Source organism: Flavobacterium aerium (assembly GCF_030766725.1).
GTDB classification, from domain to species: Bacteria; Bacteroidota; Bacteroidia; order Flavobacteriales; family Flavobacteriaceae; genus Flavobacterium; species Flavobacterium aerium.
Genome location: NZ_JARQWR010000013.1, coordinates 1 through 23,363 on the forward strand (window position 1 = coordinate 1; position 23,363 = coordinate 23,363).

The following is a 23,363-nucleotide window of genomic DNA, read 5'->3' on the forward strand; positions in this document are numbered from 1 at the left end:
TGTATTTCTGATGAACTTGTGCGCTGTTGCGGGTGCAAAACTACAACCTTTTTAGACTTAAACAATACTTTTTTAAAGTTATTTTTACCTTTTCTTAACTTTTAATCTCAATCAACTGAATTACACCGTATTGTAATCAATCTTTTTTTACCATATTATCGCAAATCGAACCAGTTTATCAACCTTTTCTGCTGCTAGCTCATTACAAAGGGTACTCTTATTGCAAATATCGATTGATTTTCCACTCTTGTTTTTACTTGAAATAGGCGATAACATCCCCTTTTGAGGGCTTCAGGTATTTTTAAAATAGAATTGGAAAGGATTTATAGGTTGTTTTACTGCTTCAGTAGACTATACTCTATTTCTTTTTTGATTTTAAACTCCTATATATAGTATCATTTCGATTCATTTTAATTACTCTACTATATTATAGAGTAGAATCTGCGTGAGGGATCGAAGTGAAAAGCCCGTAAACGGAGTGCGGACTTGAAACAGAGAGCCCGACTCTTTAGGTTATTCCCAAAATAACCTAAAGAGTCACGCCCTACTATATAGTATAAAAGATAAAGCTCGAATCTGAAAAATCAAATCCGAGCTTTATCTATATATTAGGTATAGTCTAACATGTTCTATTCAAATCGAATTGCTTTGACTGGTGATATCTTCGTTATAATATAGGACGGGATTAATAACACTACTAAGCAAATTATGATTGTTCCTATATTAAGGGCAACTATATATCCCCAACTTAAATAGACTGGGGCTTGATGTACATAATAGTTTGCCGGATCTAATTGTATGATCCCAAAGGTCTGTTGAATCAATATCATTCCAACACCAATTAGGTTACCCCAAAATAGTCCTCGTATTATTAGGTAGAATGCATTGTATAAAAAAATCTTTCTCACGGTCCAATTTGGAGCTCCTAATGCTTTTAGGATTCCTATCATTTGTGTGCGTTCTAAAATCAGTACTAATAATGCTACTACCATATTAATAGTCGCCACAATAATCATGATTACTAGTATAACTATTATATTAAAATCGAATAGGTGTAACCAATCAAAGATGTAGTAGAATTTTGCTTCAATGGTTTCTGTATCCATTGTAGAGGGTATTGCTTCATATACTTCTTTATTCTTCTCTTCCATCTTACTAAAATCATCGACAAAAACTTCAAAAGACCCCACTTCGTCTGACCTCCATTTATTGATGCGTTGAATGTGTCGAATATCTCCTAATATATAGGTAGCGTCAAATTCCTGGAATCCTGAATCGTAAATACCGGTTATCAAGAAGTTTCTCAAATTTGGCATTTGATTCCCATCTTCTTTCATAAAGAAGGTATTGAACTTGTCTCCTAATTTAAAATCTAACCGGTTGGCTAAATACCTTGAAATTAAGATTTCGTTATTCAGCTTATTTGATAAATCTGGTTTTCTTCCTTCTATAATGTATTCTTCTATCTTCTCCCACTGAAAGTCCTTTCCTATTCCTTTAAAGATTATTCCTTCAAATGATTTCTCTGTTCGTATAATACCTGCTTTTGTCGCTACAGCTCTTATACTACTAATTCCCTTCACTGTATTGAACTTGGGATAAAAATCTTGTTTGGTTGAAATAGGTACCTGGCTTACTTCAGATTTGTTATTATCAAAGTTCGAAATTATAATTTGTCCGTTGAAAGCGGAGACTTTTTCTCTAATCTTTTTCTGCAGTCCTATTCCAGTAGCTACCGAAATAATCATCATCACCATTCCAATAGCAATTGCAGCAATAGCAATTTTTATAATTGGTGCAGAAATACTACTTTTATTGTTTTTAGTAGTAACAAGTCTTTTAGCTATAAAGTATTCTAAATTCAATTTTATATGGTCTCAATTAGTGTGTTCAAAAATACATTTTTATTCTCTGTTTTGTTTGCTATTTCCTGTGGAAATGCGCAGAAGGTAAAAAATACAGCAATTCAATCTAATCCTGAAACTTCTAATACGGCAACAATCTCTGCTGAAAAGATTTTAACTGGTGCAGATAATGCTTCCCAATATCTTCCTTTATTAAAGGGTAAGAAAGTGGGCGTTGTAACAAACCCAACTAGCATTGTTGAATATAGTGCTAATGGCAAGGCTACACAAATGCATCTTGTTGATTATTTATTAGAGAATAAAGTTAATGTTACTTCTATATATGCTCCTGAGCATGGCTTTCGCGGAATTGCAGATGCAGGTGAACTTATTAAAAATGGCAAGGATACCAAAACGGGTTTGCCTATTATTTCTATGTATGGTAATAACAAAAAACCAAAGGCAGATCAATTAACCGGGATTGATATTATGGTTTTTGATTTACAAGATGTAGGGGCACGTTTTTACACTTATATTTCTTCTTTGCATTATGTAATGGAAGCTTGTGCTGAAAATAACATTCCTGTTCTTGTTCTTGATCGCCCAAATCCTAATGGAAATATTATTGACGGTCCAGTTCTTGAAAAAGAAAATACAAGTTTTGTAGGTATGCACCCTATTCCAATGTTACATGGAATGACTATTGGTGAATATGCTCAAATGATTAATGGTGAAAAATGGTTGAAAAATGGTATTCAATGTAAACTTCAGGTAATTCCTTGTTCTAATTACAAAAGGGATATGCCTTATAGCTTACCTGTAAAGCCTTCTCCTAATTTACCGAATGATCAATCCATCAATTTATATGCTAGCTTATGTTTATTTGAAGGAACAAATGTAAGTATGGGACGTGGTACTGATTTACAATTCCAGATTTATGGTTCTCCTTATTTACCTAAATCTGATTTTAGTTTTACTCCTAAACCAAACGTTGGCGCTAAGGATCCTACTTATAATGGTAAGGTTTGTTATGGCGAAGATTTATCTCAATCAAAAAGATTGCATCAATTGGAATTAAAATGGTTACTTCATGCTTACAAAACTACTAGTGATCCATCAAAATTCTTTAATAATTACTTCCTTAAACTGGCAGGTACTTCTAAACTACAGCAACAGATCGTAAGCGGAATGAGTGAAGATGATATTAGAGCTACTTGGAAAACAGGTTTAACTGATTTCAAAAAAATGAGAAAGCCTTATTTATTGTATGCAGAATAGGGCTTATAGTCAATCGTAGATCTAAGAAGAATTTATTTACAAATCGTTAGATTTATCTTAAAGGGTATTTTTATCCGATTAAAGTTTTTTATATTTGAGTAGTGCATATGTTCCCTAAATTATATTAACCAAACAACATACTTGAACTATGAATTACAATAAAAAAATAATGGAATATGTTGATGCTATTATGGATTTCATTGATCAAATCATATTTTTCATTCAGCGTCTAAAAACTGGTATTGAAAATGCTGTAAATTACATACAAGATGTCATCGAATATATTTCTGATTTTATCAGTGATTTAAAACAGGATCTTATCGAAGTTTAATAAAAAAAAGCCCTTCTTATACAGAGGGCTTTTTTTGTGACATCTTTGTCGTTGCTTTCTTAAAGGTTATATGAAGTATATTCTTTATGATGTAAAGTATCGTTAATATGATAAACCATATCACTACCGTAAATAGGATTTCGAAAATCTTAGCTGATGTACTGGATACAATTAAATCACTACTCAAGAAAAAAACGATTACTGATAATACTATTGAAAGTAATAGTATAATAAACAGATTTCTTTTATGTTTCATAACTTCTCAATTTGATATGGCTCTAACGGTTTACTTTTTACTAAATTGTATTGTCTCTTAAACTCCTCTTTTAATTTATTCTTCCTTAAAGCGGCATTCTCTTTTTCATTTCTTCGACAATATTGAATGCAGCTGGACAAATCTCTACATTCTTTAGTGTTAAATTTGAAATTTGCTGGAACTTCTTGCGGTCTGTATGTGGAAATTCTCGACATGCTTTCGGCCTTACTTCATAAATCATACAGTAATTTTCTGAATCTAAAAATGTACAGGGTACTTCTTTTAATACATAATCTTTATCTTCATCTATACGTAAATATTGATCAATGAATTGTTGTGGCTTTTGTCTAAAAGATTTAGCGATACGTTCAATATCTGCACTTGTAAATAATGGCCCTGTCGTCTTACAGCAATTTGCACATTTTAGGCAGTCTGTTTTTTTAAATTCTGAATCATGTATGTCCTGCATGATATAATCAATATTTTTTGGAGCTTTCTTTTTTAGCTTATCAAAATACTTCTTATTTTCATTATGCTTATCTTTGGCCTGTTTAGGCAACTGCTGTATTATTCTATCCATCATTAATGCGTTAATCGCAACGGCAAAATTACAACAAAAGAATATAAAATAATTTTTCAGCCTAATTTCTTATCACTTATTATATTTAAAATCATGAAAGACCTTTTTGGAAAAGCTATATTGGATTATCAAACTGGAAATAATCCTGAGGATTTAATTACCGAAACATCTATTTCTGAAGCTGATGAAATGTCTGTAGCCTATTTATTTCGCTCTTATGCTGAAATGCCAAAGATTGAGCAAAAGGCTTTACAATTAGCCAAAGGAAAAGTACTCGATGTAGGTTGTGGTGCTGGAAGTCATAGTTTGTATTTACAAAATGAGCGTCATCTGGATGTTACTGCTATTGATATTTCTGAAAATGCAATCCAAGCTTGTACGCTTCGTGGTTTAAAGGATGCCAAAGTTCAAGATGTTATGCAACTTAAGGGTCAGCAATATGATACTATTTTATTAATGATGAATGGCGCTGGAATGTGTGGTCGACTAAAAAACATCAGCCCTTTTTTACTACAGCTCAAATCACTATTAAATCCTGGCGGTCAAATTCTAGTTGATTCTTCTGATTTAATATATATGTTTGACGAGGATGAAGATGGTGGTAAATGGATTCCAACAGAAAATGAATATTATGGTGAGTTGGTTTTTAATGTTTCTTATAAAAATGAAGCGGAAGAGCCTTTCGACTGGTTATATGTTGATTATAATACTTTACAGAATGCTGCGCATACGAATGGGTTTAAATCAAAATTAATTCTGGAAGGAGAGCATTATGATTATCTTGCTCAATTATCTATATAGTGTGATTGTGACAAATAAAAAAACGGGTATTGAAATTATAATTTCAATGCCCGTTTTTTATTCTTTATATGTACTACTGTTATTTCAAGTATTTACTGATAACCGCTTGGAAAGTTGGTCCCCAAGCTTCACCTACTTTTTGTCCTTTTTCAGCCAAAACTTCTGTTTTACTAGATAATTTTTTCCCTACTGGAGATTCATAGAATTTTAAGATTGCTTTTACATCATCGTGTGTAAACTCTGTCATATACATATCAGCCGTTTTACTCATCAATTCTTTTATTGCTCCATCAAGATCTTTCACAAATTCACCTTGTTTATCGGCAGGTACATTTTTCACATATTGTTTTGTGATCATACTAATATTTGAACTAGCTCCACTCACATCTAGGTATTTTAATACATCTGCTTTGAATGCCGCATCTTGAGCAAAGCTCACTTGGGCAACACATATAACCACTAAAGACAACAATAATTTTTTCATAGTTTGGATTTGTTTGATTAGACTGCTAAATTAAAATAATTTAAGGGATATTCAAATATTTATGTGTTTGTAACGACACTCTCCATTTTGGATTATTCATCACGTATTCTACAATAAGGGGAGTCATCTCTTCTCGCTTACTCCATTCGGGTTGTAAAAACAGTATTGCTTTATCATTGACTTTACTTGCTTGTTCTTCAGCAAAAATAAAATCATGTTTATTATACACTATTACCTTTAGTTCGTTAGCATTATCATACACAATCTGTGTTGGTAATTTATTCTTTTTAGGGGATAGACAAATCCAATCCCATGTTCCAGAAAGTGTATAGGCTCCAGAAGTTTCGATATGTACTCTAAGGTTTCGCTCTTTCAATTTTTGTGTTAGGATAGTCATGTCCCACATTAAAGGTTCACCCCCAGTTACAACGACAGTATCAGCATATTTTTTTGCATGATCTACAATAGTATCTGTAAGTGTTGGCGGGTGAAGTTCTGCATTCCAGCTTTCTTTTACGTCACACCAATGACATCCAACATCGCACCCTCCGATTCTAATAAAATAAGCAGCAGTTCCTGTATGGAATCCTTCTCCTTGAATGGTATAGAATTCTTCCATCAAAGGTAACATATCTCCTTTTTGAACTAATGCTGCAACATCTTCCTTCATAATCTTCTCTAAATTTTAAGTGGGCAAAGATACTTCATAAAATCATTTTAGATTCAAAAAATAGAAATTGATTTTTATAATTTCTTTAATTCCTTTTTATTCCAAAAAAAAAAGAGACTGTTCGTTTCGAACAGCCTCTTAATATTATCTATTGTTTCGTAAATTATTTACGTAAACTTTTAATAGCTTTAACTGATGCCTCATCTGCAGGGTTAATCAATAATGCTTTTTCAAAATTCTGAATAGCTTTTGCTTTGTCTTTACTTACGTAAAATGCTCCAATTGTAGAATATGCTTCCACTAAGTTTGCTTTAATAGCAGCTTTAGAAGTTTCTGCTTCTCCTTTTTCAGTCACAAGCTTAATATATTCTTCGTAATGTGTAACCATTAATAATTGTGCTGCTTCAGCTTCTAACAATCTGTTTACACGTGCTCTATATAAATGAGCATCTTGTGTTGTTGGAGATGCAGTAATTACGTTTCCAAAAGCAATATCTGCTTTGTGTAATAATGCTTCTTCTGGTTTATCTTGGCTAGCATATTCGAAATAAAGTGCATATCCTAAGTAGAAATTATCGTATAAGAAGTTTTGAGACTTAGTATTCAATACCGCAACTTGATACATTTCGGCAGCTGGTCCGTATAATTTTTGTTTGAATAATTTCAAAGCTATTGGGCTAATTTCCTCTGACATTGCAGGATCAACTTCTACCCCTTTTTTCATATCTGCAATTGCACTTGCAAATATTTCTTTATTTGAAACAATTGTATCTGAATCTTTAACTGCTTGTTTTAATTTAGCTAGCCCTAAGTATAAATAATCTCTTCCGATTACACGATCTGCTGGAGATTTAGTAATAAAATCTTGTAAAGCTTTTACACTTCCATCAGCATTATTGTTTTCGTATGCAGCATAACCTAAATAACGTAAAATTCTAGGGTTTACATTATCGATTTGTTTCATTTTGTTTGCTTCATCTTCTAATGCTTTATATTCTTTTGTCAAGATTAAGAAATCTGCATGACGCATACGAGAATCTAAAGAGTAATCTGTAAGTGTCATATATTTCTCATAATATCCTAAAGCTTTTTTGATATTTGCATTATAGCTCGCTTCATCTTTAGCATTGTTTGCCCAGAAATAATAGGTCTCAGCTAATTCTCTATAAGCTGGTCCGTAATTAGGGTTTGTTGCCAATACATCTTCGAAAGCTTTTACTGCCTCAGGAAAGGCTTTTGCTCTTTTTGTAATTACACCCATTTGAATTTTAGCTCTTAGAATAGAACTATCAGCTGTTAATGCACTACGGTAATTGCTATAAGCTTCATTGTTATTGTTATCTCCATAATATGCATCTCCTAATGCTAAAAGCACTTGTGCATCTTGTGGTTGAACACTTTTTGCTTTATTCAAACTTACTAAAGCGTTTTTGTAATCTGGTTTTTTAGAATTCATGTAAGCACGACCTACATATAAGTATTCTTCAAAATCTTTTTTTCTAAGATCTTTTGTTGCTGTAGCAAAATTTGTTTGGGCTCCAGTTTTATTATCCTTATCAAGATCTAGTTGACCTAAACCAATATAATTAAAATTTGCATTATTTTTTACTGCAATACCTTTTTGGAAAACTGCATTTGCAGAATCAGCTTGATTCAAAGTCAAATAAACATTTCCTAAAAAGAAATAATTTTTACCTTCGTCAGCTTTAGAAGCGACTAACGATTTTAAAATTGTTTTAGCCTTTTCATATTGTTCTCCATCGATTGCTTTTTTAGCTTGTTCTAAATCTTGTCCGTATGTTACGGTTCCAAGAGCTAAAAAAGTAAGACTCAAAATCATAATTTTTTTCATCTTCATTATTTAAGTTTAAAATTTAGTACTAATTTATTTTTGGATCTTAATTTGTCTACTCGGTAAACGTACAGGTAATAGTCCTGATTTCAAAATGATACGTTGTCCTATTTCCCCAGCTACAAAAGAGGCAAATCCCATGCCTAAACCAGACCCTCCTTGATAATTTAACACATACAATTGACGTGTTAATGGGTATAATCCCCCACCAATGCTAGACTGAGTTGGCTTATTGTATTCATTATCTCCTACTTGTCCTTTAACATTTTTCACACCCATAATTTTCACCTTTTCTACATATTGTTGCATTGTTGTGGAAGGCTGCAACACCCAATTCACTCCAATTACCCCAATTGCACCAGGGTTTTCTGCTACATATTTAATCACTTCGTCATTTGACTTTAATGAATAAACTTCTTTTGTTGGCAAATTATCAACTTTCGCTAATTCTTTCATATAACGAACGGTGCTTGAACCTGGGTTATCAAAAACTAAGCGTTTTACTTTTGAAGGTTTCCCTTGTATAAAGTTGATTACTTCTTGTAAGTCAACCAAAGTATCTTTTGATGTAGTATCCGTAATTAATGCAATTGCATCTGTAGCAAAAGGAGTAATTTTTGGTACAATATTTCTATGTGCTAATGCTTTTGTTTCATCTGCATTAAGTTCTCTAGATAGAATTGCAATATTTATAGAATCACTTAATAATAGTTTAATCGCTTCACTTTCTGGTTTATTTACCAAAGTGATTTTAGCAGTATATTGATTTTGGAAAACTTCCAATTGAGCTTGCATAACAGGCTCAAAACTTTCATCTACCAAAATGCTTGCTTGGCCTTGTGTAAGAGTTTGTAATTTTTTATCTTCTTTTGAATTACAAGAAAAGATGAACAAGGTACAAATACCTAATGTTACTTTTAAAATTGTTGCATTTAATTTTACGGTCATAATAGTCATTTTATTTATTTTGTAATAATCTTATGAATCGAAGAAAAGCATAAACTATTAATACGATTCCAAACAATATTCTATAATTCTGGGGCATATCTAATGGAAACTTTTTCCAGAAAATTACAATAAGCCCTAACACGAAATAAATTAAAAAAAACAGGATTCCTATAACGAGCAGAAATCGCTCTTTAGGCGATTTCTGTATTCTTTTATGAGGGTCATTCTCATGTGTCATGTGTATATCTATTGAGTTGTATTATGATTTGACATTTACAACGATTGGTAAAGAGTATAATACTCTTACCGGCCTTCCATTTTGAATTCCAGGATTCCACTTTGGAGAGGCTTTTAATATACGAATGGCTTCTTTACCTGTACCAAAACCTAAATCTCTTATAACATTAATATCTGATAAACTTCCATCTTTTTCAACTACAAAGTTTACGATAACACGTCCCTTAAGATCTGAAGACACTTCTGGTGTTTTAAAGTTCTTAGCAACATACGCATAGAATTTTGCCATACCTCCAGGGAAATCAGGTTTTACTTCCAAACCACTCATATTATAAACATCACCCTCAGTAGATGGACCATCAGTCCCATTTGTTTCATTTCCTGTAGGCAAATCAATTATTACAGTACCTACATCACTGCCTTTACTGTTTTTCAGACCAATGTCAGAATCTTTAAAATCTTTATTTTCAGCTACTTCATCTGTTGCATCTTCAGCATTCACAACAACTGGTTTCACAAATCTTTTAACATCCTTAACAGATGCTACTTTTTCTGATTTTGATGGTAAAAGGGGAGTTGATTTTTCTTCTTTTCTCTCCACAGGTGGTAAATTAACCACAGTTGGCATTTCGAGAGGTATATTCTCTACTATTATAACTTCAGGAGTTTCATTAATAAAATTAGAAATAAGCGGTAAGCTTAATACTCCTGTAAAAACTAATGCTCCAATAATTAAAGCCTTTACTGTAGTTTTAGGGTTTTCAGTACGTAATTCATAAGCACCATAGCTTTTATTACGTCCTTCAAAAACTAGGTCAATCCATTGTTTTTTGTTAATATCAAATTTCATAATTTCTATTTTTTTGAGTTTTAGAGTAAAGTGATAGAACAAATAAATTGTCCCTAGTGTACCTTCAACAATTGTATTTCTTATAATCCAATGCAATAAATAAGAAGAAACTTTTGCGATTACCATCTCCTATAATTAGCAAACCAAGTTAGGATTTGACTCTTTACTTGGTTTGATAATCATTACAATCCATTATCTGGATTTATCTCATATAATAGCTATTATGCAAATATTATGATTTTACATCCACAACAATTGGTAAAGAGTACAATACTCTTACCGGACGTCCATTTTGAATTCCAGGGCTCCATTTTGGAGAAGCTTTTAATAAGCGTATTGCTTCTTTACCTGTACCAAAACCTAAATCTCTTACTACTTTGATATCTGATAAACTTCCGTCTTTTTCAACTACGAAGTTTACGATAACACGTCCTTTAAGATCTGAAGACACTTCTGGTGTTCTAAAGTTTTTAGCAACATACGCATAGAATTTTGCCATTCCTCCAGGGAAGTCAGGTTTTACTTCTAATCCGCTACCCATACTATGGATTTCGTTATCATCTGTAACTCCTTTACCTTTATCTGCAAGACCAATAGGTTCATCAATTTTGATTTCACCTAATAACTTATCTCCTTTGATATCTTTTTTACCAACATCAGCAGTTTTAAGGTCTTCAATCTTTGCAATTTCTTCCGTCACCTGCTCTTTTTTCACTACTACTGGTTTCACAAATTTCTTAACATCGTTAATCGATTTTGTTGCCTCAGCTGGTGGCGGTGGTGGTGGCGGTGGAAGTGGTTTATCATCTACCGGTGGTGGTGGTAATTCAATTAAAGTACTCATTACTGGTGCTTCAACATTTTTTACCATATCCCCTGAAGTAGATATATATTTTGAGATAAGAGGTGCACTTAAAGCTCCAGAGAAAATTAAAGCTCCAATAATCAAAGCTTTCACTGTAGTTTTAGGATTTTCTGTACGTAATTCATAAGCTCCGTAGCTTTTATTACGACCCTCAAAAACCAAATCTATCCACTGTTTTTTAAATATGTCTAATTTCATAATTTCTTTTTTTTGAGTTATCTAGTAAGAAAAAGCAAATTAATTTGCTCCTGTTGAACCTTCTAACAATTGTAACTCTTCTGGGCTAATATCAACTATCGCATAAGAAGGTACTTTTGTGATCGCCATCTCATCAAGTATATCTACCAAGTTTCTGTAATTTGATTCTTTACTTGGTTTGATAATTACTATCAATCCTTTCTCAGGATTTCTCGTTTCTGCTACTACAGATGTCACACGTGCCAATAATTCTTTACGAATCCCGTCCTTCCCATAAGATGTATCCGTAGGTCCTGCAAGCGGAGTTGCAAATTGCCCCATGTACCATTTTACTTGATTGTCTGCTCCTAGAAGAATTGTCAGAGTACGGTTGTCCGCAACATTCATTTCTTCTATTTTAGTCTTATCTTTCTCTTTGGCAGGCATAGCCAAATCCATCGATTGTGGTTTCGACAAAGAAGTCGTAAGCATAAAGAAAGTAATCAATAAGAATGCCAAATCCACCATTGCCGTTAAATCGACGCTTGTAGATTGTTTTTTACTTCTTACTTTACCGCCTTTGCCTTTATCTCCTCCGCCAGTATCTAATTGTGCCATTTATTACACTTTTTGTATTTTGTTAAAAATCTTCTGTTCTTAAACCTGTAACCAAATTAAATTTATTGATACCTTGATCTTGCAATACATCAATAATTTCTTTAATCTGAGGATACTGTTCTTGAGCATCACCTTTAATAGCGACATTCAATGGTTTATCAGCAATTTCTTTTGTTGCAAAACGGGCAGCCATAATCCATTCTTTCAATTGATTATCAGTAGAGTCTTTTGGAATTCCAGACTGTACACCTGCTACATTTCTATCTGCATTTTTCATTGCGATTAAGCCTTTCAATTGGTTCAATGGAACCCCAAAACCTTCAATCAATGAAAATCTTTCATATTCTTCTGGAGTAAACTCGACTTTATATTTTTCTGCAATACGCTCAAGCGTACGCTTTCTAACTTCTTGTCCCGTTACGCCAAAAAACACTTTACCTTGATCTCCTATTGTTACTGTTGCTAAATCACTATCTGGCAATTTAACTTTAACTGTAGAAGCTGGTGTATCAACCGGCAATGGTTCTGGCTGTCTAGCCGTAGCCGTTAAGATAAAGAATGTCAACAAAAGAAATGATACATCGCACATTGCGGTCATGTCAATTGCCGTACTCTTTTTTGCCATTTTTACTTTAGCCATTAATTTTTTATATTAAATTTTTAAAGGCGACTGCAGTCTCTATAAATTATAGAGACTTACAAGTCACTACAAAAATTATTATTATACTGTTTTCTCACTACTTTTTACTGCACCTCTGAAACGTCTGTACGTTTGAGCGATAGTAAAACCTGCTTCATCAATTGAGTAAGTTAATTTATCAATTTTAGATGTGAAGAAGTTGTAAGAAATAATAGCAAGTGTAGATGTTGAGATACCTGTAGCCGTGTTAATTAACGCCTCAGAGATACCATTTGCTAATTGAGCTTGATCTGGAGTACCTGCTGTTGCTAATGCACCAAACGCAGTAATCATCCCCATAACCGTTCCTAACAAACCTGCTAATGTACCGATAGATACTAAAGTAGAAATGATTGTTAAGTTTTTCTCTAACATTGGCATTTCTAATGAAGTAGCCTCTTCGATTTCTTTTTGGATTGTTTCAGTAGCTTTTTCGCTATCTAATCCTTCTAATTTAACTTCTTGGTATTTAATCAATGCTGATTTAATTACGTTTGCAACAGAACCTTTTTGGTTGTCACATTCTCCAATAGCTGCATCGATATTTCCTTTAGCAATATCAACTTGTACTTTTTTAACAAAAGCGTCAACATTTCCTTTTCCTGAAGCTTTAGTGATTACAAAAAAACGTTCGATTGAAAACACTACTACCATTAAAAATAATCCCATTAATACTGGTACGATTACTCCTCCTTTGTAAACCATTCCTAAATAGTTTCCAGGTAGTGGGTGTAAAGTATTGTCTCCATTTTCAAAATTAGAACCATGACCCATAATAAATTTCCAGATCAAAATTCCAAGGATGATACAAATTGCGATAGCAAAACCTGCAAATACACTATTCCCTCCAGTACTCTCTTTCTTCGCTATTGATGCGTTTGATGCGTTTGTCATTTTTTTTTTAATTTTAGTTTTTTAAATTTTTAAAAGTTGCATTACTTAATAGATCTCTCTTATATCTATAAGAACGACAAATTTATATTTTTAGTGGATATAAAAAAATAAAAAAATACATTTTATTGTTTATTAACAATATATTACAATTATGTTAACCCAAAAACAATTAAAAACATAATAGGAATCAGACATAACACACTATTATTTTTTTAATAATCAAAAAGTTAGCCTATTTTAAACCTTTAAAAAATTGCGACTCTTCTAATTTTAGCAAAATTTATCTAAATATCCTGTTATTAAATAAATGTACGATTTTTATTCTAAAAAATATTAATCACACAAGACTTTAACGATATAATTTCGGAATTTTAAGTACTATTTATATCAATCCTAAATAATTCTGCGCTATTTTTGTTTAGCTTTATTTCATCTGAAAGCGAACTAATTAACTTTTCGTAAACTATGCAAAACAAGGATATTTTTTTAGATCATATAACAAAAGGATATGAAACCAAGGGGGATTCTATCATATTAGGAGCAGCAATGCTAAATGGTGAAACAATCGCTGATGCTCATGTCAAAATCCCATTAAAAACATTAAATCGTCATGGATTAATTGCTGGAGCAACAGGTACTGGCAAAACAAAAACCTTACAGGTACTAGCAGAGAATCTTTCTGAAAATGGAATTCCTGTATTAATGATGGATATTAAAGGTGATTTAAGTGGTATTGCTCAACCTGGCGTGGAACTTCCTTTTATTACGGAACGTCAGCAAAAAATAAACCTACCTTACTCTATCAAAGGGTTTCCTGTAGAATTACTTTCACTTTCTCAACAAGATGGTGTACGACTTAGAGCTACTGTTTCTGAGTTTGGTCCTGTCTTATTTTCTAGAATACTTGATTTAAATGATACTCAATCGGGTGTTATTGCTGTGATCTTCAAGTATTGTGATGATAAAAAGATGGCTTTATTGGATTTAAAAGATATCAAAAAGGTTATCCAATATATTACAGAGGAAGGAAAAGAGGAAATAGAAAGAGAATATGGCCGGATTTCTACTGCTTCAACGGGTTCAATTCTTCGAAAAATCATTGAATTGGAACAACAAGGTGCTGAATTATTCTTTGGAGAGATGTCATTTGACATTGATGATTTGATGCGTATCGACCGAAATGGTAACGGTTATATTAATATTGTTCGTTTAACTGATATTCAAGATAAACCAAAGCTCTTCTCAACTTTCATGTTGAGTTTATTAGCTGAAATATATAGTATACTTCCTGAAAAAGGGGATGCTGATCGTCCAGAATTAGTGATTTTCATAGATGAAGCGCACTTAATATTCAATCAGGCTAGTAAAACCTTGTTGGATCAGATTGAAACTATTGTAAAATTAATTCGTTCTAAAGGTGTGGGTATTTTCTTTGTAACTCAAAATCCTACTGATGTACCGAATGGGGTATTGAGTCAATTGGGATTAAAAATCCAACATGCTTTAAGAGCTTTCACGGCTAACGATAGAAAGGCAATTAAGATGACTGCTGAGAATTATCCTATTTCGGAATTTTATAAAACTGATGAAGTCTTAACTCAGCTTGGTACTGGGGAAGCTTTTGTCACGGCCTTAAATGAAAAAGGAATTCCAACACCTCTTGCTGCTACTATGATGAGAGCACCAATGAGTCGAATGGACATTTTGAATGATTCAGAAATTGATGCTATAAATGCCAATTCAAAATTGGTGAAAAAATATAGTGAAGTTATTGATCGCGAAAGTGCTTATGAGCTTCTGAATAAAAAGATTGAAGAAATACAACAAAATAAAACAATAGAGGAAACTAAAAAAGCAGAAGAAAAAGCTTCAAAATCAACCTCGAGAAGCGGTGGTGGTGATACTGTTCAGAAAGCAGTTATAAAAGTTTTCACTAGCGCTACATTTATTAGAGGTGCAATGGGAATACTAACTAAGTTATTTAAAAAATAAATAGATTCGATGAAAGGTTTTATCACCATTGGATTACTCATACTTTCCAATATATTCATGACGTTGGCTTGGTATGGACATTTAAAATTTAAGGATTTAAAGTGGTTTGAAAATCTGGGATTAATTTCGATTATCCTGATTAGTTGGGGCTTGGCTTTATTTGAGTATTTCTTTCAAGTTCCTGCCAATAAAATTGGGTTTAAAGAAAATGGAGGCCCTTTTACGTTGATGCAACTTAAGGTTATTCAGGAAGTTATAACATTGGTCATATTTACCATATTTTCATTGCTATTTTTTAAGAATGAAACTTTTCGATGGAATCATGCCGTTGGTTTTATGTTTTTAATTCTTGCTGTTTATTTCATATTCAAAAAATAATAATTTGATATACTCATGAAAAAATATATTGTACAGAAAAACCCATTTATCGTCCCTACGACTGATGGTAAAATCATTAAAGAATATCATGGATTAGCCACTACTCATGACCCAGAGGTTAGTGTTGCTCATATGATTGCTCCTCCGCATTGGAGTGAACCTTTTCAGACTCCAGAATTTGATGAATATACTTTTATAATCAAAGGTAAGAAGCAATTTATTATTGAAGAAAATACCGTTATATTGGAAGCAGGGCAATCCATTAAAATAGAAAAAAATACGCGTGTACAATATTCTAATCCTTTTGATGAGGCTTGTGAATATCTTTCAGTATGCAGACCTGCTTTTTCTATTGATAAAGTAAACCGAGAAGAATAACATTCTTTTCAATCACCCAATATTTTAATTAAAATCACCACTATGAACACCCAAAAACGAATCGTAATAATCGGCGCTGGATTTGCCGGATTACGATTAGCGCAAGAGCTAAAAGACTCTGCCTATGAAGTGCTTCTAATAGACAAACACAATTATCATCAATTTCAACCTTTGATGTATCAAGTTGCCACTGCGCGACTAGAGCCTACAAGTATATCTTTTCCTTTACGAAAGGTTTTTCAATACTCTAAAAATGTTCGTATTCGAATTGCGGATGTACTGAATGTTGATACACAAAATAAAATTGTAAAAACTTCAATTGCTGATTTCAACTATGACTACCTCGTAGTCGCATTAGGTTGTACTAGTAATTATTTTGGGAATAAGGCGTTAGAAAAGTATGCTTTCCCAATGAAATCAGTTCCTGAAGCGATCCAACTTCGCAATAGAATATTACAAAGTTTTGAGGATGCATTAATGGCTTCTCCTGAAAAACTAGAATCAATCATGAATTTCGTCGTTGTAGGTGGTGGCCCAACTGGTGTTGAATTATCAGGTGCATTAGCCGAAATGAAGAAAAATGTATTACCAAAAGATTATCCTGACAAGGACTTCTCAAAGCTTACCATCTATTTACTAGAAGGCTCACCAAATACGTTGAGTGTAATGAGTGATACAGCAAAAAAGATGTCTCAAAAATATCTTGAGGACTTAGGTGTTGTTGTAATGACCAATACGATTGTTGAAGATTATGATGGACAAACTGTTCTTTTAAAGGGTGGTGGGAAAATCGTTTCTAAAAATTTAATTTGGGCTGCAGGTGTTACTGGAAATTCATTATCTGGAATCCCAAAAGAATCAATCACGAGAGGAAATAGAATGATTGTAAATCGTTTTAGTGAGGTGGAAGGCTTACCTGATGTTTATGCTTTAGGAGATATTGCTTATATGGTTACACCAAAATACCCAAATGGTCATCCACAATTAGCAAATGTAGCCTTAAATCAAGCAAAGTTACTGGGCAAAAACTTTAAGTTATTGCTTAAGAATAAAGACCTAATCCCATTTGAATATCACAACAAAGGTTCTATGGCTACTGTTGGAAAACGAAAAGCTATTGTTGATTTACCTAAGTTTAGTTTCCAAGGTAGAATTGCATGGTTTTTCTGGATGTTTATTCACCTCATGCTTATTTTAAGTGTAAAAAATAAACTTTCAATTTTCATCAATTGGATGATGAGCTATTTCAATAACGATTCAACTTTACGGGTATTAATAGTACCCGAATCGAAAGAAAAAGAAAAGAAAGAGTAATAAAAAAAGGGTGTTTAAAACACCCTTTTTTTATTTCAATCGATCTAATATCATCTTTTCTACTTTCTCGCTTTCCCAAATGTTTTCAATATCTGGCAGGCTCATTACTTCATCCATAATTTCTTTTTGAAGATCTCCTATAGCTAATGCTTCTGAATAGGGTCTGTGTGAAAAAGTTACTCTACTGTATAGTGGTAACCATTTATCTGGATATTTATCTGTAAATGTTTTTTCTATTTTTTTACGAAGTAAGAATTTATCATCTGCTGTTTTAGAACTCATTTCCATAAAATTACGGTATGATAATTCTGCTATAGCGTCTGCATTTGGCTTTCTTGAAGTTTGATATTCAGAAAAAATCATTTTCCAATCATCTCCGTATTCTTCCATTAATTCATGTAACACCGTAATATCCTCAAAACCAGCATTCATTCCTTGTCCATAGAATGGAACAATGGCATGGGCTGCATCTCCTATTATTGCTACTTTATCTTCAAAGGTCCACGGGTAGCATTTCATTGTTACCAATGTGCTGGTTGGATTTCTAAAAAACTCTTCTACAAGCAATGGCATAATTTCCATTGTATCAGGGAAATTTTTATTAAAAAACGCAGCTACTTCTTCGTTGGTTTGCAATGAATCAAAAGAGTTCTCTCCTTCAAAAGGCATGAATAAAGAGCAGGTAAAACTACCATCTAAATTAGGCAAGGCAATCAACATATAATCTCCTCTTGGCCATATATGAAAGGAATACTTATCTAATTTATGTGTTCCATCTGCATTGGCTGGAATATTTAATTCTTTATATCCAGTATTTAAAAATTCTTGACAATAATTAAACATGCTTTGGCGCTGCATTCTATGTCGTACTCTTGAGAATGCTCCATCTGCTCCAAAAACCATATCATATTTTAGTGGTTCCCATGCTCCTTTTTCTGTTTCGCCAATATGAATTATCGCTTCTGCTAAACTTACATCCCAGATTTTTTGTTCAAAGAAAAATTCTACTCCAACTTCTTCTGCCAGCGTAATCATCTTTCTGTTTAATGTTCCTCTAGAAATAGAATATATGCTTTCCCCATCTTGTCCATAATATTGGAAATTCAAAGGTTTATCGACCAAGTGAATGGCTCTTTTTTCCATAGGGATTGAGATTTCCCTAACTCGTTCTCCAATTCCAGCTCCATCTAATGCTTTCCATCCTCGATCTGACATTGCCAAATTAATGGAACGCCCCGAAAATTCAATATTTCTTATATCTGGACTTCTATCGTATACATGAACGTTGTGTCCTGCTTTTTTTAAATATATGGCCAATAATGACCCTACTAATCCTGAACCAACTACGGCAATCTTAAGCTGCTTTTGCATGAAATGTTTCTTATTGTACGAAGCGTAAATTTAAATAATAATTAGGAGATAGCCTTTTATATTAAGATTTATTTAAAGCTTTTAAGGCATGCACTTAATTTCATTGAAAATATTTTAACAAAACCCTAAATGTGCTCTTTTTTTGACAAAAAAAATCCCCTAACCGGGGATTCTTATTATTTACATTCGTTTTTACAGAATTGTATCTTTTTTCCAACTTCCATCTTATTGTTTTTAGCTAGCATTCCACACATGTGAAAAAGCATTCTTGCCCCTACATTCCCATCCCAATCATCGTCTCCTGGTGCTACTTCAACTAAATCAAATCCAATGATTTCTTTCCCGCTATCGGCTAATTTACTTAGTAAATAGGCTGCTTGCTCGAATGAAAATCCTCCTGGAACTGGTGTTCCTGTATTGGGACAGTACCATGAATACATTCCATCTATATCAAAACTTACGGCTACTTTTTGCGGTAACGCAGAGATGATTGCTTCACATTGTTGCGCCCAAGTAAATCCATGGAACGTTTGTGCTTTTAAATCGATATCTGTATGTACATGAACTCTATTTCCTTCTGCTAATGCTGTATCTACTTCTTGCTCACAGAAATCACGAATTCCAACTTGAACTAATTTACTAATTTGTGGAATTTTCAAAGCATTGTACATAATCGAAGCATGTGAATACGTGAATCCTTCATAGGCGATTCTTAAATCCATATGTGCATCTAAATGTAGTATTCCAAAATCCTCATGTTTTGTTGCCAAAGCTTCATAATATCCCAGTGGTGTACTATGATCACCTCCTAATAAAACAACTTTTTTACCTTGATTCATCCAGTATAAAGCTTTTGCTTTCACGGCTTCTTTCAATTCTTCACAAGCTTCATTAATTGTATCTAAATCTCTTTTTAATACTAAATCTTGATCGATTTGTTGTCCGTTTTCTAAAGCTTCAATTATAGGCTGCGCCATTGCTTTGTATTTCGCACTGTCCTTTGCCCATTGGTCTGTTTCTTCATTCAAATCCAAATACATTCCTAACTTCCAAAGTTCAGGAAATTCCTGGTGGTGTAAATCCACCTGAAAAGAAGCTTCTAATATTGCTTCAGGTCCTTCTGAAGCTCCTGCTCCATAGCTTACTGTTACTTCCCATGGCACTGGAATAATAATAATTTCACTTTCTTCCGCCGTAAAAGGTAAACCAAAAATACTTTGATCTGCCAGTCCTGGTTGACTCGGATCAAATCCAGCTATTTTCTCTTGTTTGGTCATTTTAATGGTATTGTTGTTTAATTAATTCTCTTTTGTAATTCCTTTTTTAAGGATTTGTCCAAATTCATACATATCTTCAAAAGAACAGTATAATGGTACTGGTGCTAAACGAATTACATTTGGTTCTCTCCAATCTGTAATTACACCATTTTTCATTAGGTATTCAAATAGACTTCTTCCTTCTCCATGTAAGAAGACTGATAACTGGCATGCTCTTTCTTCTGGATTTGATGGTGTAATAATTTCAAACGTACTGCTTACTTCTTTGTCTATTTCATGTAAAATAAATTCTAAGTAAGCTGTGATTTTATCGCGTTTTGCAATTAAAGCATCCATACCTACTTCATCAAACATTTCTACTGATGCTAAGTAAGGGGCTAATGATAGTATTGGTAAATTGCTAATTTGCCATCCTTCTGCTCCACGTACCGGATTAAATTTAGGTTCCATTAAAAAACGACGTTCTTTATTGTGTCCCCACCATCCTGCAAATCTTGGTAATTCAGTATCATTATGGTGCATTTCATGTACAAATGCTCCTGATGCATTTCCGGGTCCTGAATTCATATATTTATAACTACACCATGCTGCAAAGTCTACTCCCCAGTTGTGTAATTCCAATTTTATATTTCCTGCCGCATGGGCTAAATCCCATCCTACATAGGCTCCTACATCATGTCCCGCTTTGGTAATCGTTTTCATATCAAAAACCTGACCTGTGTAATAATTCACTCCTCCCATGAGTACTAAAGCTAATTCATCTCCAATTTCATTGATTTTAGCTAATACATCTTCTAGTCGGATATTGTGTTCTCCTTCTCTTCTCTCAATCTCAACAATTGCTTCCTTTGGGTCTAATCCATGAAAATGCACTTGACTTTGGATCATGTATTGATCGCTTGGAAAGGCTTTTGATTCACATAAAATTTTAAACTTCTTTGCCGTTGGTCTGTAAAATGACACCATCATCAAATGAAGGTTCACAGTCAATGTATTCATTACTGTTACCTCGCTTAATTTGGCTCCTACTATTTTACTTAATGGTGCTGCAAATCGTTCTTGATAATCCCACCATGGTTTTTCTGCATAAAAGTGTCCTTCTACTGCTAATTTTGCCCAATCGTCCATTACTTCATCTACATACTTCTTCGTTCTTTTTGGTTGTAATCCAAGTGAGTTTCCTGTAAAATAAATTACTTGTTTTCCATTTACTTGTGGAAATAAAAACTCATCTCTGTATTTACTTAATTTGTCTTGGGCATCTAATTCCTGAGCAAAAGTTCTTGTATTCTGAAAAGTCATCGTTATAGTTTTGGTTTGCCGTAAAAATAAGAAAAAAAGACAATTTTAAAGCGCATTCTGAATTAATGCCACTCAAAATAATTTCAATAGAATAAACGTTATCTTTGAGTATACATTAATTTAATATTATTACATGAAAAATCATCTTAGTGCGTTACTTATTGGTATTGCTATAATCGTCTCTGCTTTTTTATTCTCTCATGCTTTCAAAAACAGGAACCAAAGTAATGATACAATTAGTGTAACTGGTTTAGGGAAAAAAGACTTTGTTTCTGACTTTATCGTTTGGAGTGGATCGTTTACCAAGAAAAGTTTTACCTTGAAAGAGGCTTATGCTGCTCTTGAAAATGATAGAACTACTATTAAAAATTATTTAATTTCAAAAGGTGTCAAAGAGAATGAAATGGTTTTCTCCGCTGTTAGTATTACTAAAGAATTCGAATATTCTTATACCGATAATGGTAGTATTAAAAATCAAACTTTCACTGGTTTTACTTTAACTCAAAATGTTCAAATAGAATCTAAAGAGGTAGACAAAATTGAAAATATATCTCGTGAAGTAACTGAATTAATTAATTCTGGAGTAGAATTTTATTCTAATGCTCCTGAGTATTATTATACAAAACTAGCTGCACTTAAAATTGAAATGATTGCAGAGGCTACAAAGGATGCTAATTCCAGAGCAAAAAGTATTGCTGAAAATGCAAATGCTTCTTTAGGTAAATTGAAAAAATCAGAAATGGGTGTTTTCCAAATTATTGCCCAAAACTCATCTGAAGATTATTCTTGGGGTGGTTCCTTTAATACACAGGCCAAAAAGAAAACGGCAAATATCACAGTAAAATTAATCTATCAAGTGAATTAGTTTTAATAAAAAAGTCCCGACAAAATCGGGACTTTTTTTATTTCTTGTTCTATTGGATTAGATGATTAACATCGCGTCTCCGTAAGAATAGAATTTATATCCTTCTTTGATTGCTTCTTCGTAGGCTTTCTTCATTAAATCATGTCCTGTAAAAGCAGAAATCATCATTAATAAAGTAGACTTTGGTGTATGGAAGTTTGTAATCATACAATCTGCGATACTAAAATCATGTGGAGGAAAGATAAATTTATTTGTCCATCCTTCAAATGGGTTTAATGTTTTTTGTGAAGAAACTGAACTTTCTAATGCACGCATTGATGTTGTTCCTACTGCACAGATACGTTTCTTTTTTGCTTTAGCATTATTAACGATATCACATGCTTCCTGAGTTACTTTTAATTCCTCAGAATCCATTTTGTGTTTTGATAAATCTTCAACCTCAACTGGATTGAATGTTCCTAAACCAACGTGTAATGTTACTTCAGCAAAATCAATTCCTTTGATTTCAAGTCTTTTCAATAAATGTTTTGAAAAGTGTAATCCTGCTGTTGGAGCTGCTACTGCACCTTCTTCTTTAGCATAGATTGTTTGGTATCTTTCTGCATCTTCTGGAGTTACTTCTCTATTGATGTATTTTGGGATTGGAGTTTCTCCAAGTTCTGTCAATTTATTTCTGAACTCTTCATAAGATCCATCGTATAGAAAACGTAATGTTCTACCACGTGATGTTGTATTGTCGATAACTTCAGCAACTAATGAATCGTCATCTCCAAAATATAATTTATTTCCGATTCTGATTTTTCTAGCTGGATCTACTAATACATCCCATAATCTTTGTTCTGAATTTAATTCTCTTAACAAAAAAACTTCAATTCTTGCTCCCGTTTTTTCTTTATTTCCATATAAACGTGCTGGGAAAACTTTGGTATTATTCAATACCATCACATCTCCTTCATCAAAATAATCAATAACGTCTTTGAACATTTTGTGTTCTATGGTTTGTTTCTTACGATCTACTACCATTAATCTTGCTTCATCTCTGTTTTCAGCAGGGTACTCAGCAAGTAATTCTTTTGGTAAATTAAACTGGAAGTGTGATAATTTCATGTAAATTTTATTTAG

24 protein-coding genes are annotated in these 23,363 nt (G+C 33.0%); 8 read left to right on the top strand and 16 right to left on the bottom strand.

Annotated features, from left to right (window positions below):
* Nucleotides 1–629 precede the first annotated feature (629 nt).
* The gene (locus P6733_RS16065; RefSeq protein ID WP_306353971.1) at nucleotides 630–1,865 is read right to left on the bottom strand and encodes an ABC transporter permease; all 1,236 of its coding nucleotides are present in this window, start codon (nucleotides 1,863–1,865) and stop codon (nucleotides 630–632) included.
* 6 nt (nucleotides 1,866–1,871) lie between these two features.
* Between P6733_RS16065 and P6733_RS16070 the strand changes: the two genes are divergently transcribed.
* Together P6733_RS16070 and P6733_RS16075 are read left to right on the top strand one after the other, a co-directional pair.
* Nucleotides 1,872–3,122, top strand: coding sequence for an exo-beta-N-acetylmuramidase NamZ family protein (locus P6733_RS16070; protein WP_306353972.1), 1,251 nt, complete (start codon nucleotides 1,872–1,874; stop codon nucleotides 3,120–3,122).
* A 148-nt stretch (nucleotides 3,123–3,270) separates the two neighbouring features.
* Nucleotides 3,271–3,453: a hypothetical protein gene (locus P6733_RS16075; RefSeq protein WP_306353973.1), complete on the top strand. Its 183-nt coding sequence runs from the start codon at nucleotides 3,271–3,273 to the stop codon at nucleotides 3,451–3,453.
* 16 nt (nucleotides 3,454–3,469) lie between these two features.
* Here the strand turns inward: P6733_RS16075 and P6733_RS16080 are convergent, their stop codons facing one another.
* Both P6733_RS16080 and P6733_RS16085 read right to left on the bottom strand, forming a co-directional pair.
* Nucleotides 3,470–3,709 carry a hypothetical protein gene (locus P6733_RS16080; RefSeq protein WP_306353974.1) on the bottom strand — a complete coding sequence of 80 codons (240 nt, stop codon included), beginning with the start codon at nucleotides 3,707–3,709 and terminating at the stop codon, nucleotides 3,470–3,472.
* Nucleotides 3,710–3,794: 85 nt separating this feature from the next.
* A complete protein-coding gene (locus P6733_RS16085) occupies nucleotides 3,795–4,289 on the bottom strand; it encodes a YkgJ family cysteine cluster protein (protein ID WP_306353975.1) in 495 nt (164 codons plus the stop codon).
* A gap of 93 nt (nucleotides 4,290–4,382) precedes the next feature.
* On the opposite strand from P6733_RS16085, the gene P6733_RS16090 reads away from it, so the two are divergent.
* Nucleotides 4,383–5,090 carry a class I SAM-dependent methyltransferase gene (locus P6733_RS16090; RefSeq protein WP_306353976.1) on the top strand — a complete coding sequence of 236 codons (708 nt, stop codon included), beginning with the start codon at nucleotides 4,383–4,385 and terminating at the stop codon, nucleotides 5,088–5,090.
* A 79-nt stretch (nucleotides 5,091–5,169) separates the two neighbouring features.
* Here the strand turns inward: P6733_RS16090 and P6733_RS16095 are convergent, their stop codons facing one another.
* The 9 genes from P6733_RS16095 to P6733_RS16135 form a co-directional block, all read right to left on the bottom strand.
* Nucleotides 5,170–5,574 (bottom strand): DUF2059 domain-containing protein, encoded by a 405-nt coding sequence (locus P6733_RS16095; RefSeq protein WP_306353977.1) that lies wholly within the window; start codon nucleotides 5,572–5,574, stop codon nucleotides 5,170–5,172.
* Nucleotides 5,575–5,614: 40 nt separating this feature from the next.
* On the bottom strand, nucleotides 5,615–6,244 hold the full coding sequence (locus P6733_RS16100; RefSeq protein WP_372339310.1) for a 7-carboxy-7-deazaguanine synthase QueE: 630 nt from the start codon (nucleotides 6,242–6,244) through the stop codon (nucleotides 5,615–5,617).
* A gap of 163 nt (nucleotides 6,245–6,407) precedes the next feature.
* Nucleotides 6,408–8,096: a tetratricopeptide repeat protein gene (locus P6733_RS16105; protein WP_306353978.1), complete on the bottom strand. Its 1,689-nt coding sequence runs from the start codon at nucleotides 8,094–8,096 to the stop codon at nucleotides 6,408–6,410.
* A gap of 33 nt (nucleotides 8,097–8,129) precedes the next feature.
* A complete protein-coding gene (locus tag P6733_RS16110; RefSeq protein ID WP_306353979.1) occupies nucleotides 8,130–9,044 on the bottom strand; it encodes a PstS family phosphate ABC transporter substrate-binding protein in 915 nt (304 codons plus the stop codon).
* 259 nt (nucleotides 9,045–9,303) lie between these two features.
* Nucleotides 9,304–10,131, bottom strand: a complete 828-nt coding sequence (locus tag P6733_RS16115; RefSeq protein WP_306353980.1) for an energy transducer TonB — start codon at nucleotides 10,129–10,131, stop codon at nucleotides 9,304–9,306.
* 232 nt (nucleotides 10,132–10,363) lie between these two features.
* Nucleotides 10,364–11,194 (bottom strand): energy transducer TonB, encoded by an 831-nt coding sequence (locus tag P6733_RS16120; RefSeq protein ID WP_306353981.1) that lies wholly within the window; start codon nucleotides 11,192–11,194, stop codon nucleotides 10,364–10,366.
* A 39-nt stretch (nucleotides 11,195–11,233) separates the two neighbouring features.
* The gene (locus P6733_RS16125) at nucleotides 11,234–11,791 is read right to left on the bottom strand and encodes an ExbD/TolR family protein (RefSeq protein ID WP_306353982.1); all 558 of its coding nucleotides are present in this window, start codon (nucleotides 11,789–11,791) and stop codon (nucleotides 11,234–11,236) included.
* Nucleotides 11,792–11,813: 22 nt separating this feature from the next.
* Nucleotides 11,814–12,431, bottom strand: coding sequence for an ExbD/TolR family protein (locus P6733_RS16130; protein ID WP_306353983.1), 618 nt, complete (start codon nucleotides 12,429–12,431; stop codon nucleotides 11,814–11,816).
* Between the two features lie 81 nt (nucleotides 12,432–12,512).
* Entirely contained in the window at nucleotides 12,513–13,364 is an 852-nt protein-coding gene (locus P6733_RS16135) for a MotA/TolQ/ExbB proton channel family protein (protein WP_306353984.1), read from the bottom strand.
* Between the two features lie 465 nt (nucleotides 13,365–13,829).
* On the opposite strand from P6733_RS16135, the gene P6733_RS16140 reads away from it, so the two are divergent.
* Genes P6733_RS16140 through P6733_RS16155 form a run of 4 tightly spaced genes read left to right on the top strand, consistent with a single transcriptional unit; the run spans nucleotide 13,830 to nucleotide 17,426 of the window.
* Nucleotides 13,830–15,356 carry a helicase HerA-like domain-containing protein gene (locus tag P6733_RS16140; RefSeq protein ID WP_306353985.1) on the top strand — a complete coding sequence of 509 codons (1,527 nt, stop codon included), beginning with the start codon at nucleotides 13,830–13,832 and terminating at the stop codon, nucleotides 15,354–15,356.
* 9 nt (nucleotides 15,357–15,365) lie between these two features.
* A complete protein-coding gene (locus tag P6733_RS16145) occupies nucleotides 15,366–15,734 on the top strand; it encodes a DMT family protein (protein WP_306353986.1) in 369 nt (122 codons plus the stop codon).
* A gap of 15 nt (nucleotides 15,735–15,749) precedes the next feature.
* Nucleotides 15,750–16,112, top strand: a complete 363-nt coding sequence (locus P6733_RS16150) for a cupin domain-containing protein (RefSeq protein ID WP_306353987.1) — start codon at nucleotides 15,750–15,752, stop codon at nucleotides 16,110–16,112.
* Nucleotides 16,113–16,154: 42 nt separating this feature from the next.
* Nucleotides 16,155–17,426 carry an NAD(P)/FAD-dependent oxidoreductase gene (locus tag P6733_RS16155; protein ID WP_306353988.1) on the top strand — a complete coding sequence of 424 codons (1,272 nt, stop codon included), beginning with the start codon at nucleotides 16,155–16,157 and terminating at the stop codon, nucleotides 17,424–17,426.
* Nucleotides 17,427–17,456: 30 nt separating this feature from the next.
* Here P6733_RS16155 and P6733_RS16160 read toward each other — a convergent pair whose 3' ends face one another.
* From P6733_RS16160 to kynU, 3 genes are all read right to left on the bottom strand, one after another.
* Complete coding sequence (locus tag P6733_RS16160) at nucleotides 17,457–18,797, bottom strand: FAD-dependent oxidoreductase (RefSeq protein ID WP_306353989.1); 1,341 nt, start codon at nucleotides 18,795–18,797, stop codon at nucleotides 17,457–17,459.
* A 176-nt stretch (nucleotides 18,798–18,973) separates the two neighbouring features.
* Nucleotides 18,974–20,074 (bottom strand): agmatinase family protein, encoded by a 1,101-nt coding sequence (locus P6733_RS16165; protein WP_306353990.1) that lies wholly within the window; start codon nucleotides 20,072–20,074, stop codon nucleotides 18,974–18,976.
* A 21-nt stretch (nucleotides 20,075–20,095) separates the two neighbouring features.
* Nucleotides 20,096–21,376, bottom strand: coding sequence for a kynureninase (gene kynU / locus P6733_RS16170; protein WP_306353991.1), 1,281 nt, complete (start codon nucleotides 21,374–21,376; stop codon nucleotides 20,096–20,098).
* A gap of 133 nt (nucleotides 21,377–21,509) precedes the next feature.
* Between kynU and P6733_RS16175 the strand changes: the two genes are divergently transcribed.
* Nucleotides 21,510–22,241, top strand: a complete 732-nt coding sequence (locus P6733_RS16175; RefSeq protein ID WP_306353992.1) for an SIMPL domain-containing protein — start codon at nucleotides 21,510–21,512, stop codon at nucleotides 22,239–22,241.
* Nucleotides 22,242–22,298: 57 nt separating this feature from the next.
* On the opposite strand, the gene queA is transcribed toward P6733_RS16175, so the two are convergent.
* Nucleotides 22,299–23,348: a tRNA preQ1(34) S-adenosylmethionine ribosyltransferase-isomerase QueA gene (gene queA, locus P6733_RS16180; RefSeq protein WP_306353993.1), complete on the bottom strand. Its 1,050-nt coding sequence runs from the start codon at nucleotides 23,346–23,348 to the stop codon at nucleotides 22,299–22,301.
* Nucleotides 23,349–23,363 lie beyond the last annotated feature (15 nt).

What these genes read in the sequence shown, in the direction of transcription:
- P6733_RS16070 (WP_306353972.1), top strand. Translation starts at nt 1,872, where the DNA reads ATGGTCTCAATTAGTGTGTTCAAAAATACATTTTTATTCTCTGTTTTG.
- P6733_RS16075 (WP_306353973.1), top strand. Translation starts at nt 3,271, where the DNA reads ATGAATTACAATAAAAAAATAATGGAATATGTTGATGCTATTATGGAT.
- P6733_RS16080 (WP_306353974.1), bottom strand. Translation starts at nt 3,709, where the DNA reads ATGAAACATAAAAGAAATCTGTTTATTATACTATTACTTTCAATAGTA.
- P6733_RS16085 (WP_306353975.1), bottom strand. Translation starts at nt 4,289, where the DNA reads ATGGATAGAATAATACAGCAGTTGCCTAAACAGGCCAAAGATAAGCAT.
- P6733_RS16090 (WP_306353976.1), top strand. Translation starts at nt 4,383, where the DNA reads ATGAAAGACCTTTTTGGAAAAGCTATATTGGATTATCAAACTGGAAAT.
- P6733_RS16095 (WP_306353977.1), bottom strand. Translation starts at nt 5,574, where the DNA reads ATGAAAAAATTATTGTTGTCTTTAGTGGTTATATGTGTTGCCCAAGTG.
- P6733_RS16100 (WP_372339310.1), bottom strand. Translation starts at nt 6,244, where the DNA reads ATGAAGGAAGATGTTGCAGCATTAGTTCAAAAAGGAGATATGTTACCT.
- P6733_RS16105 (WP_306353978.1), bottom strand. Translation starts at nt 8,096, where the DNA reads ATGAAAAAAATTATGATTTTGAGTCTTACTTTTTTAGCTCTTGGAACC.
- P6733_RS16110 (WP_306353979.1), bottom strand. Translation starts at nt 9,044, where the DNA reads ATGACCGTAAAATTAAATGCAACAATTTTAAAAGTAACATTAGGTATT.
- P6733_RS16115 (WP_306353980.1), bottom strand. Translation starts at nt 10,131, where the DNA reads ATGAAATTTGATATTAACAAAAAACAATGGATTGACCTAGTTTTTGAA.
- P6733_RS16120 (WP_306353981.1), bottom strand. Translation starts at nt 11,194, where the DNA reads ATGAAATTAGACATATTTAAAAAACAGTGGATAGATTTGGTTTTTGAG.
- P6733_RS16125 (WP_306353982.1), bottom strand. Translation starts at nt 11,791, where the DNA reads ATGGCACAATTAGATACTGGCGGAGGAGATAAAGGCAAAGGCGGTAAA.
- P6733_RS16130 (WP_306353983.1), bottom strand. Translation starts at nt 12,431, where the DNA reads ATGGCTAAAGTAAAAATGGCAAAAAAGAGTACGGCAATTGACATGACC.
- P6733_RS16135 (WP_306353984.1), bottom strand. Translation starts at nt 13,364, where the DNA reads ATGACAAACGCATCAAACGCATCAATAGCGAAGAAAGAGAGTACTGGA.
- P6733_RS16140 (WP_306353985.1), top strand. Translation starts at nt 13,830, where the DNA reads ATGCAAAACAAGGATATTTTTTTAGATCATATAACAAAAGGATATGAA.
- P6733_RS16145 (WP_306353986.1), top strand. Translation starts at nt 15,366, where the DNA reads ATGAAAGGTTTTATCACCATTGGATTACTCATACTTTCCAATATATTC.
- P6733_RS16150 (WP_306353987.1), top strand. Translation starts at nt 15,750, where the DNA reads ATGAAAAAATATATTGTACAGAAAAACCCATTTATCGTCCCTACGACT.
- P6733_RS16155 (WP_306353988.1), top strand. Translation starts at nt 16,155, where the DNA reads ATGAACACCCAAAAACGAATCGTAATAATCGGCGCTGGATTTGCCGGA.
- P6733_RS16160 (WP_306353989.1), bottom strand. Translation starts at nt 18,797, where the DNA reads ATGCAAAAGCAGCTTAAGATTGCCGTAGTTGGTTCAGGATTAGTAGGG.
- P6733_RS16165 (WP_306353990.1), bottom strand. Translation starts at nt 20,074, where the DNA reads ATGACCAAACAAGAGAAAATAGCTGGATTTGATCCGAGTCAACCAGGA.
- kynU (WP_306353991.1), bottom strand. Translation starts at nt 21,376, where the DNA reads ATGACTTTTCAGAATACAAGAACTTTTGCTCAGGAATTAGATGCCCAA.
- P6733_RS16175 (WP_306353992.1), top strand. Translation starts at nt 21,510, where the DNA reads ATGAAAAATCATCTTAGTGCGTTACTTATTGGTATTGCTATAATCGTC.
- queA (WP_306353993.1), bottom strand. Translation starts at nt 23,348, where the DNA reads ATGAAATTATCACACTTCCAGTTTAATTTACCAAAAGAATTACTTGCT.